Genomic DNA, 11,343 nt, shown 5'->3' with positions numbered 1-11,343 from the left:
GCAGTTTGGTAAAGAAACCGTTGTACAAGGTGCAAATGTAATTGCTCCTGTAGTTGGGTTTACTGTCCATGTACCTTCGCCTACTACAACTTTAACACCTGGTGATGTTTCACCTGCTATACTAACTGTCGTAGGATCTACCGTATCTCCTATTACATCATTTGCTAATACGTTTACAACCACTGGGCTGCCTGATGGATTGGCTAAACTATCATCTTTGGTTGCTATTGGTAAGTAATCAATGGTAACCTTGGCATTGTTTGATTGATTCCCATCATTATCCTCTACATTATAGAATATAGGGGTTGGATCTTTGTGGAACGTTGGTAGTGGTGTAAATGTGATTACTCCTGTAGTAGGATTAACACTCCATTTACCTTCACCTGGAACATCTAAACTTGTAACGTCTCCATTACTATCAACAACAATTGATGTTGCTCCTGAAGGAATCACTAAGCTAACAGTTGCTGGATTTATAATTCCATCAGGATCGTTATCTTGACCTGTTGTTCCTGGTATTGGATTTACAACAACTGACGTGTTTGGTATATTTGCTAAGCTCAAATCATCAACTGCAGTTGGTGGAACTTTTTCATACGTAATAGTTACAGTTGCTTGATTTGAAATATCTCCTTTACTATCTTTTGCTGTGTATTTTATAGGAGTTGGATTAGCAGTAAATATTGCTGCACAATTAGGTCCTACTGCAGAACAAGGTGTAAAGGTTAATACACCTGTCGCATCTAGTGACCAAACTCCTTGATTTGGAACTGTGAACCCTACAACATTACCTCCTACTACAACAGGTGAAACTGCATTAGTCGGCGTAATCAAGTTAATAGTTGACGATACAATTGCTCCATCTTCTGGATCTGTATCTGCTCCATAACCATTATCTGCTAAAATAGAAACAGTAACGGGACCAGCTGTTTGATTTAATTTATCATCGTTGGCAACTACTGGAAATCTATTTACCGTAACCGATTCATTTAAATCATTACCATCATTAGTTGGATCAGGTTGCTCACCTGTTGCAGCTGTAGTAACGTTATTTATCGTTTTACCTGTAGTACCGGCATTAACCGTTGCTGTTATTTCTAATGAAACCACCGCGTCTACTAACATTGTACCAATGGACCATATACCTGTACCACTATTATAGGTACTACCTCCATTATCAGATACATATGTCAAACCAGTAGGCATTTTATCAGCCAAGCTTACATTTGTAGCTTTGTTTGGACCATTGTTTGTTACACTAAGTGTAAACTTAACCGTACCTCCTTCAACCGGAGTTTTATTATCTACTGTTTTAGTGGTAACAAGATCAGCATTACATGCTATAATAGTATAAGGCACTACTAATACAGGAGATACACATCCAGTAACGGTGTTTTCGATTGTTACATATAACGTACCAGGACCTGCAGCATATAACTCTGTCGATTTCCATTGTCCACGAGACGTGGGTAAGTTTGCAGGCGTAGTTAATGCCGCATTTTTATATAATTTGTAAGTTTCGTTTGTTGCTAAGGTGTTACCAAATTCAATACTTAAGAATTCGTTGGTACACACACTTAATGAACTACTACTAATTACTGGCAAATCTGCTGATGGCAGAACAGTTACATCAACTACATCAGTTGATTTACATCCTCCGGCTCTTGTAATTGTTACCGTATAACTAATCACTGTAGGTACTGTAATATTAGCCCCTGCATAAGTAAAGTTTGGATTAGCAACTGTTAAGTTGTCTAGATAAGCAGTAGTTGCTGGAGTTGCTCCTGCCCAAGAATAAGTATAATCAGCATTTGGAGTTCCTCCAATTTGCTTAGTAGTATTCAGTTCACAAGCCGACACGTTGCCACCACCAATACCTGCAAGTACAGTTGGTGATCCCATTGCTACACTAGCTGGTAAACAGATACATGGGTTTTCGTCAACATTAAGAACTAATAAAATATTACATATTTGAGTAGGTGTCGCTGTAAATGAAAACTGCTCATTAATACTTGTATTTGCTGGAATAGGTGTATTAAATGACTGACTACCTAATAAAACATCTACTCCTGAATCGTAAACACCATTTGTATTACTATCATAATATGCACTCACTTTTGATGGTGGTGTAATATTGATTGCTGATGTATTTGATAATTTAAAGTTAGCCGTTACCGTTTCACCTGAAACAGCAACAGTTGATATAGCCGAGTTCATCGAAATCACCACTGCGGCTTTTTTAATATCTAGACTCTCTCTTGTATTTCCAGTAGCTATTAAACTTGGACCACATGGTACAAGTGAAGTACCACAAAAAATTCCGTCAGAATTCTCAACATATGTTAAATAAGTCACCTCTGCATCATCTGCGCAATAGCCACCTCGAGGAATAATTTCGAATGTAAATTCTGTTTTATCTTGATCTTTTAACCCTGCAGGATATTTAACAATTAATTGGTTTGGTGTTGAACTTACAAATGTAACCTCATTAGCACCACTATTCAAGAATGTACCTTCGGCATAGGTCACCCCTATAGGAAGTTCTACTCTACCGTAATCATTATCACCTGTTGTCGCTAGCAAATCAGTTGAAAAAGCAGAAATTGTTGTATTTACTGTTACTAATTCTTCAGCCGAACAACCATCGATATGCGCTCCATTAGGATTTGCAAAATCAGGCAATGAAATAATGGACAAAGCATCATATGTAGGCTCTAAACCGTTTACTTTAATACCAGCTGTGACTGCTCTACTTCCATTTCCAATACTTGGCTTACCACAACTTTTATCACCCAGAATAGTAAAACTTATTGGCGAATTAGAAACATAGTCACAAGTAGTTGATAGATTATATCTAACAATAACTTTACGATCATTTACAGATGGACCTACGGCACCGGTACCAGGAATACCACCAAAAATAGGCGTCAACGCTCCGTGTGTAATAGGAATTACATAGGTATCTGAACCAGATGTTGTAACATTAGCTGTGATATCTTCCCAAGCACCTGTTGTTGCTGGATATTGTGATTCAATCTTATTAATAGTAACAGCTTTTGTACCATTAAACAATTTAAATAATGATTTTGGATTTATAATTGTACCTACCTGTGCACTACTGTATTCTACTTCAATATCAAAACTAGAGCAAAGAGCTACAGGAGCCACTGGTTGCTGCGTTATTGATTGTTGAATTTGACCTTCGGCCGGTTGTATAGTTATTGTTGCGCTATCATCATAACACACATCTGTAACAGCACTATAATCTGCAGGATATGCATCACAGTTCCAACCTAAACTAAAATTAACTGGAATATCAGTACAACTATCATAAGTAGCTTTTACTCTAACGTTTTTAGTAGCTCCAGCATTGATTGATCCTATTTCAATATAACTATCATTACCTACTTTAACAATATTCAAAGGAGTGCCTGGATTTGCAATATCTATTGCACTAGTTACGTAGGCATTTGCCGTTGCAGGCATTTTTATCCAATTGTAATCCACATTTCCACCTGCGGCACTATTGTTTACAACCCTAAGGTCTAATTCAGCCTCTGGACCGTAACCAATAACAATAGCATTAATCGGTTGAAAAATGTAAGCTGGCTTAGTATACGTTAACCTTGCAGAAGGTATTCTTGTAAGCAATTGACTCGCCAAAGGTACCTCTGTATAAGCTAAATGCTGTACAATAGATGTTGATGTTATCGTTGGTAAAGGTGCTCCTTTAACCTGATCTTTCAACTCACAACTACCTTTTACTAGAATTTGCATTCTATAAGATGCATTTGATGTTTGATCATGGTCTCTATACCCGCCCGCTCTATTAGGAGTAATGGTATATTTATTATCTGTTGCAGTACCAAGAGCTGGTGAAATATTCAATGCTCCACCACTTAGCGTATAATAAGCTATAGCACCATTTACTCCTGAGTTATTGTACTGTCTAATATCTAGAATAGTTACTCCCTTGGGTACAACGATTTCTGTTGATTTTATCTGTGTAACTGGTCTATATTCTCCAGGATGTAAGTGACCTGAATTAGATAAAACGTAATCATTTAATAAATTCGTCCAAACTGTTTCACAGTATTTAAACGTGCTATTAGCAACACCATATGAAACATTAAAAGGACGCAAATACGCTACTTGATCTCCCCAGTCAAAACAACTAATTCTTTCATTAGTAATTCCGTCATTATCATTATCATTATCAACAGCACCTGCATTAGCACCTGCTGGCAAGGTTTCTCTAACATAATATCTACCTCTAAACCCAGACAGAATATGATAATTATAATTAGTATAGGTGTCTGTAGTAAATTGATATTTAAATTTAACTAAAAACTTGTCTCCATCCTCTATTAATCCACCCACTAGAGTACCTGAAAGAGCAGATGACATATCAAAATCTAAACTGTGACTATTTCCGCTAGAAGTAACTGTAGGCGCAATAAGTTGCAACTCTAAAGTCGCTGTCCCACTTTTTTTAGTAATTACAATCGTACCCGATACAAATTTAATATCATTTGCACCAGCAGTTGTACCATCTGTAATATAATCCTGTATAAAATGTAAGTTATTTGACGACAAATTATTCATCTCACCTGTTGTCTCAACTACCATTTCGTCACCAGCTAAATATTTATCTAATTCATATTTAGGCGTACCATCTGTATTTTTTTCAGTAAGATCAACTTTATCAGTCATATTATTGTTAGTCCAACCCGCAGTAACTCTGTAGGCGTCTAAACTTTTAATATTTGGCCCAGCACATGGTGTATTACAAGAGTGCTCAATAATAGGCTCAAAGTTACCACAGTGAATATCTCTGCTTAAAGCTACTCCACTAGTAGCATTAAACAATGTCAAATTAGTTTCATACGTAATATTGATTGTGTTATTCACACCACCAAGTTCTAATTCAGCACAGTTCATGACTAAAGGGAACCGCGCGAAAAAGTCAGCAAAATCCCGAATCACATAACCATTTGCAAGATTGGTCGTAGTATACGTAATTACATTTGTACCTGCACCAACAGCTCCTACAGTATAAGATCCATCCACTTGAGAAAAACCTGGAGTAGTAATCAAGTCAACACCTCGAGGCACTGTGATAGAGACTGTGAACTGGCTATCTGCATTGTTATTTAACATTGCATGATCATTGTGCTGAAAAATTGAGTATACATAAGGTCGTATAGCAACTTCAAAAGGAACCAATTCCACTATATCTGTATCTTGCTCTGTAATAGTAGGAACAGTATAATCTCTAATAAAGTTTAAGTACCCTAAATCTTTCCCTACAGTAGGTCTAGCTATTGCACATTGATCTTTTGTAAGTACATCAACATACATATGCTCCCATTGCATATAATCAAATCTACCAATACCACAATTTGTCCTTGGGTCATTGACATAGTCAAATTCTATTACAACCGAAGCACCTGCAGGAAGGTCATCAAAAAAGCCATCCAAATCTGAATCGGTTAGACCACCTGCACCATCAATATCTGAAGTATATTTATCAGGTGGCAAAATAAAGGTATTAGTACCTTGAAATGTATTACGGTCTGATTCCCATTCATCAGGTGTAAATGCCACTTGTGTGGTACCATCTCCTAATGTAAAATTACTGTATGACCTTACATTATATTTAGTTGGACCCCAGTGTGGATTATTTCCATAGGTTGTAGTAGCAAGAGCACCATTAACCCCTAGTCCTACATTAATCAAAATATCTTTCCCAAAAGCTGCTGGACCCGACCCAGTATTTGTAATCCTAATTTTTTTATGATTTAAACCCGTAATGTTATTTTGATTTTGTTCAACTGCAAGAACCAACTGTGGCGCATTTGCACCAAACAGCACACCACCCTGAGCAATTTTAGAGGATTGACATGTCCACTCTACTTTATGTGTAATAGCAACATCGTCACAATCAGCAACAGAAAAATCCTCGGTAAAAACCAAAGACTCACCTGCCCCAAAATCTCCATCACCGTTCTCTCCAATTCCACCTGCACCGGTAGCACCACCAGTATATAAAGCATCTGATAGATTGATAATATAAGTTTTAGTAGTCACCCCACTAGCATCAGTAGTTGAACTATTCGGTGTCATAACCGTGGTTACTGCGGTGGTTCCTCCATTGGTTGTATAAGAAAGAGTATGATTTGTAATACTAGAACCTACAATAACTGTATGAGTTACTTGAGCCACTCCTGCATTACCACCATTAACATCAGTAACTGTCCTTGTATGATTACCACCTACAATACCATCAACTGAAGGAATGGACTGAATAGACAGTGAAGCTGCTAAAAGCTGATAGTTCCCTATTAGAGGATTAACATCTACAGCAGTTTGTACACCGGCAAACTTTGTTTTGACATATGTAATCGTAGCATTGTCTTTAAAACTATTTTTATTTTCTTTGAAAGTTACTGCATCACAATTTGCAGTTCGTTCATAAGAAAAGGTAACAAAATCACCACCTGCCCACAAGTCGGTTTCATTACCATTATTGTAAATAGAAAACACAGGAGCATTTAAGTCACTTATGTCTGCTTCTTGCAACACAAAAGTTCCTGTAATCGGTGTTGTAGCATTATTATTATCAGTTATAATAACTGTTCCTGCCGTATACAAAACACCTGGCGGCAACTGCATTTTGACTTTCATCGAATGCAACTGTTGAGGAGCTGGTTTAATTGATGTAATAGTAACCGTATTTGTAGTACCAGTTGAGCTTAGTGCTAAAACATCATTTTGTTTACCTGCTTCATAATTTAACCTTAGATCTCCATTATCTGAATTTGCCCCACCAACGCCAAATTGCGCATTTGCCATTGTTGAAAACAACAACAGGAACATTGTTAATAAAATAAATTTGAATTGAGATAATTTTAGGCTCGAAACAGCAATTTTTGTGTAATTTTCTTTCATATTTACTAGCTTTTGTATTTGGGGCAGTATATGCTAACATCAAAATTAAGTTTTTTTTAAGAACTATTTATAACTTTTTAACGTTTTACGAATATTTAATAAATACATTGAAAACATTTTACATTTCATGCAATAATTACCAAAAAATTACATAAAAACAAATAAACAGTAAAAAAATAAGATAAAACAAATAACAAAATCCTTACTTTTTTGCTTTTTATCGTTGATTATAAACACTTAATCGCTAAAAAAACAAAATAGAACTACAAAAACTTTAAAAACATTAGTAACCATAATTAGAATAGAAGTTATCTTATATTCAAAAATCCCTACGATATCCATAAAAAATTTTAATAACTTTACCAACATACAAAAACATAACAAATGCATTTCCTTTCACAAGATTTAGAAGATTACATCGAACACCATTCTGAAAAAGAACCTGCACTATTAGCAGCTTTAAACAAAGAAACGTATCAAAAAATATTATTACCAAGAATGCTAAGTGGACATTTTCAAGGTCGGGTTTTGAGTATGTTGTCAAAATTGATTCGCCCGTTAAATATTTTAGAGATTGGAACCTATACAGGTTATTCGGCTTTGTGTTTGTGCGAAGGAATGCAAACTACTGGTTCTTTACACACTATTGACATTAAAGAAGAATTGGTTGACTTTCAACGTAAACATTTTGACTTATCACCTTGGGGAACACAAATAACACAACACCTTGGCGAAGCAACGACTATCATCCCCGATTTGGACGTGAAATTTGATTTGGTTTTTATAGATGCTGATAAAGAAAACTACATCAACTATTTTGAAATGATTGTTCCAAAGATGAACCAAGGCGGCATCATACTATCAGACAATGTATTATGGAGTGGAAAAGTGGTTCAAGAAGTACACAAAAACGACATCAGCACACAAATATTAATCGAATACAACAAATTATTACGAGATGATCCAAGGATTGAAACCGTATTACTACCTATTCGTGACGGATTAACTGTCTCTAGAGTAGTATAATTTGTTTGTTTGGACTCCAAAAACACTAGCCCAGATCGAAATGGAAATAGTTCCTAACTATTATCGATAGGGAAATATTTTTTTTGCGCTATTTTGTAGATAGTAAATACCAAAAAACCTGAGCACAGACCGAAAGCATACCCACACAAGATATCTCCTGGATAATGTAAACCTAGATAAATACGACTGTAAGCAAAGATTAAAGGCCAAAGAAATATCCAAGCAGCATATTTATAGAAGGATTTTAAAACTTTATATATAAATAAGGCTGTAGCCATACTATTTGCAGCGTGACCAGAGAAAAAACTAAAAGTAGCACTCGATTTTACTACTCTAATGATTGTATTAATTTCAGGATTACTACAAGGACGTAATCGCTCGAAGCTATATTTAAACAGGTTAGTGACTTGGTCTGTAATTGCAATTAAAATCGCCACAAACAACAAAACAAATAGCGTTTGTTTGACTCCTATTTTTTTATAAATAAGATATAAGAATACCAAAAAAATAGGCGTCCAATTGGTTTGACTGGTAATAAACAACCACATTCCATCGTAGGTTGTTGAACCTAGGCCGTTAAGATACACCAACAATTGAGTATCTAAGACTAGTACTTTTTCAATCATTACATATTACGTTTTACTGGTCCCGATATCTCTTCAATATCTTCTTTCAATTTATTAGCTTGGGATACCGTATCCCCAAAAAGGTCTTCGGTTGCTTTGTTGATTTTAGTATTAATACTTCCGCTCATATCTGTCAATGATTTTGCATCGAGACCGTTATCTTCGATCCCTTTGTGAATTTCACTTTTGATATCGTTAGTCGCGTTTTTAACTTGTGCTATGGTTTTACCCAAAGTACGTGCTATTTCTGGAACTTTATCAGCGCCAAAAAGCATTAATACAATAAACATAATAAAAACTAATTCTCCTCCGCCTATACCAAACATATCTTTATTTTTTTTTAGTACTGCAAAGATATTACATTTTGTAGCCTTGCGTTTTAATTAAATCATAAAAAAAAGACTCCGTTGGGAGTCTTTTTTTATTTTCACACCAAATTTCATTAATCAAACTTTGATTTCACAACTTCTTTTGGCCACGTATTATTGGTTACATCAATATCTGCTGTTTCTAAATTCTGATCAATCTGAATTTTCTTGATTGCTTTTTCTGTAGCATACACCTTCTTCGCCATTTGATTATTTTTTCTCCAAATTTGCGCTGGATATTTAAAATTATCAACAGAATCATCTTCGTAGGTAATCGTTACAAGAATCGGCATAATCATACCGCCTGGCTTATTAAATTCTACTTCATAAAAATATTTAGGTGATTTCAAAATTCCTTTCTCTTCGGCAGTTAGAGTATTTACATAATCTGAAAGCAATTTTACTTCTTCAATCTTTAATGCTTTTTTATCTTTTGAAGCCAACTCAGCATTATCTCCTTCTACTAAATAGACAAATGGCCCTGGATCCAAACCAAAACGTCCTTTTCTAACTTTTGCATTTTTTAATGCTTCGGTAGGAGTTTCTGTAACGTAATACTGTTTTACATTACCTATTCCAATATCCACAAAGTCGGTAGAATAAAACCACCCCCTAAAAAACCAATCCAAATCTACAGCTGAAGCATCTTCCATTGTCCTAAAGAAATCCTCTGGCGTAGGATGCTTAAACTTCCAACGATTTGCATATACTTTGAAAGCATAATCAAATAGCTCTCTTCCCATAATAGTTTCTCTTAGGATATTAAGCCCTGTTGCAGGTTTTCCATAAGCATTATTTCCAAACTGAATAATTGATTCTGAATTAGACATAATGGGCTCCAAAAACTTTTGATCCCCACTCATATAAGGAACGATATTTTTGGCAGGGCCTCTTCTAGAAGGAAAATTAGTCCCTAACTCCTGCTCTGCCATGAACTCCATAAATGAATTTAAACCTTCGTCCATCCAAGTCCATTGACGTTCATCTGAGTTAACAATCATAGGAAAAAAGTTATGACCTACTTCGTGAATCACAACACCCATCATTCCATTTTTAATTTGCTCGCTCGTCTCTCCATTTTCGTCTGGGCGTCCAAAATTCCAACAAATCATTGGATACTCCATACCTTGATCTGCTGCCGATACAGAAACTGCTTTTGGATAAGGATAATCAAAGGTATGAGCCGAATAACTTTTTAGCGTATGCGCAACGGTAATTGTAGAGGTTTCTCCCCATAATGGATTGGCCTCTTTTGGATATACAGAAGCAGCCATCACTACTCTATCTTCCAATTGCACTGCCATAGCATCATAAATAAACTTTCGGGAAGTGGCAATACCAAAATCCCTCACGTTTTTGGCACTAAATTTCCACGTTTTTTTATTAGTTGCAAAACCTTTTTCAGCAGCTTCGGCCTCCGCTTGAGTTACAATCACAACTGGTTTATCAAACGACTTTTGAGCCAGCTCATATCTTTTTACTTGAACAGCAGTAAACACGTCTTTTCTATTGGTTAATTCTCCGGTTGCCTCCATCACGTGATCTGCAGGTACAGTAATGTTTACATCGAAATCTCCAAAAGGCAAAGCAAACTCTCCATTTCCCCAAAACTGCATATTCTGCCATCCTTCAACATCATTGTACACTGCCATCCTTGGATAAAATTGCGCTATTACATACAACCTATTCCCTTCTTTTTCGAATAATTCATAACCAGAACGACCACCTTCTAACTGATAATTATTAATATTATACCACCATTTGATAGAAAAAGAAATACTTTTTCCTGCTTTTAGTGGTGTTGACAAATTAATACGCATCATTGTGTGATTGATAGTGTAAGATAAAGGAGCTCCTTTTATATCTTTTACATATTCAATTACAAAACCTCGCTCCAAATCTTGTTTTAAAAAGGTATTGGTAAAATTGCTTGCTGGAAAAGTTTGATCTATCTCTTTACTTTCTGCCAGTGGAGATTCAGAATCTTTGGCATCATGATTTTGATCCAGTTGCACCCATAAATACTCCAAAGTATCTGGAGAATTATTGGTATAAGTAATGGTTTCCGACCCCATTAATCTCGCCATCTTATCATCCAACTCCACGTCTATTTTATAATCTGCTTTTTGTTGGTAATATGCTGGACCGGGTGCGCCAGAAGCTGTACGAAACATATTGGGCGTTGCCAACAAATCGTACATCTGACTAAATTTATTGGTATCGTATCTTCCTTCTTGTTTGGGACTAACTGTTTTTCCTTTTTCTTGTGCACATAATAGCACAGGAAAAAGAAGTAAGAGTGTAATTTTCTTCATAGTAAGCATTCTAATTATTTAAGTGTGTGAAAATAAGATTTTTTCACAAAACACTCG

General features: G+C 35.8%; 5 protein-coding genes. 1 reads left to right on the top strand and 4 read right to left on the bottom strand.

Going from position 1 to position 11,343, the window contains the following annotated elements:
* The coding region (locus M2326_RS12620; protein ID WP_264619918.1) for a hypothetical protein at positions 1-6,951 on the bottom strand (6,951 nt) is incomplete at its 3' end.
* A gap of 384 nt (positions 6,952-7,335) precedes the next feature.
* Here M2326_RS12620 and M2326_RS12615 point away from each other — a divergent pair.
* Positions 7,336-7,977 carry an O-methyltransferase gene (locus tag M2326_RS12615; protein ID WP_264619917.1) on the top strand — a complete coding sequence of 214 codons (642 nt, stop codon included), beginning with the start codon at positions 7,336-7,338 and terminating at the stop codon, positions 7,975-7,977.
* A gap of 53 nt (positions 7,978-8,030) precedes the next feature.
* On the opposite strand, the gene M2326_RS12610 is transcribed toward M2326_RS12615, so the two are convergent.
* From M2326_RS12610 to M2326_RS12600, 3 genes are all read right to left on the bottom strand, one after another.
* The gene (locus tag M2326_RS12610) at positions 8,031-8,603 is read right to left on the bottom strand and encodes a phosphatase PAP2 family protein (RefSeq protein ID WP_264619916.1); all 573 of its coding nucleotides are present in this window, start codon (positions 8,601-8,603) and stop codon (positions 8,031-8,033) included.
* A complete protein-coding gene (locus tag M2326_RS12605; protein WP_264619915.1) occupies positions 8,603-8,929 on the bottom strand; it encodes a Sec-independent protein translocase subunit TatA/TatB in 327 nt (108 codons plus the stop codon). The genes M2326_RS12610 and M2326_RS12605 overlap by 1 nt, the downstream gene beginning before the upstream one ends.
* 116 nt (positions 8,930-9,045) lie before the next feature.
* A complete protein-coding gene (locus tag M2326_RS12600) occupies positions 9,046-11,286 on the bottom strand; it encodes a M1 family metallopeptidase (RefSeq protein ID WP_264619914.1) in 2,241 nt (746 codons plus the stop codon).
* Positions 11,287-11,343: the final 57 nt, after the last annotated feature.

The sequence above is a fragment of the Flavobacterium psychraerolatum genome, assembly GCF_025960985.1.
In the GTDB taxonomy this organism is placed as follows: Bacteria; Bacteroidota; Bacteroidia; order Flavobacteriales; family Flavobacteriaceae; genus Flavobacterium.
Note: the sequence above shows the minus strand (reverse complement) of the source record. Positions and strands in the feature narration are given on the sequence as shown.

Excerpts from the sequence above, each read along its gene's own strand:
- M2326_RS12615 (WP_264619917.1), top strand. The coding sequence starts at position 7,336 with ATGCATTTCCTTTCACAAGATTTAGAAGATTACATCGAACACCATTCT.
- M2326_RS12610 (WP_264619916.1), bottom strand. The coding sequence starts at position 8,603 with ATGATTGAAAAAGTACTAGTCTTAGATACTCAATTGTTGGTGTATCTT.
- M2326_RS12605 (WP_264619915.1), bottom strand. The coding sequence starts at position 8,929 with ATGTTTGGTATAGGCGGAGGAGAATTAGTTTTTATTATGTTTATTGTA.
- M2326_RS12600 (WP_264619914.1), bottom strand. The coding sequence starts at position 11,286 with ATGAAGAAAATTACACTCTTACTTCTTTTTCCTGTGCTATTATGTGCA.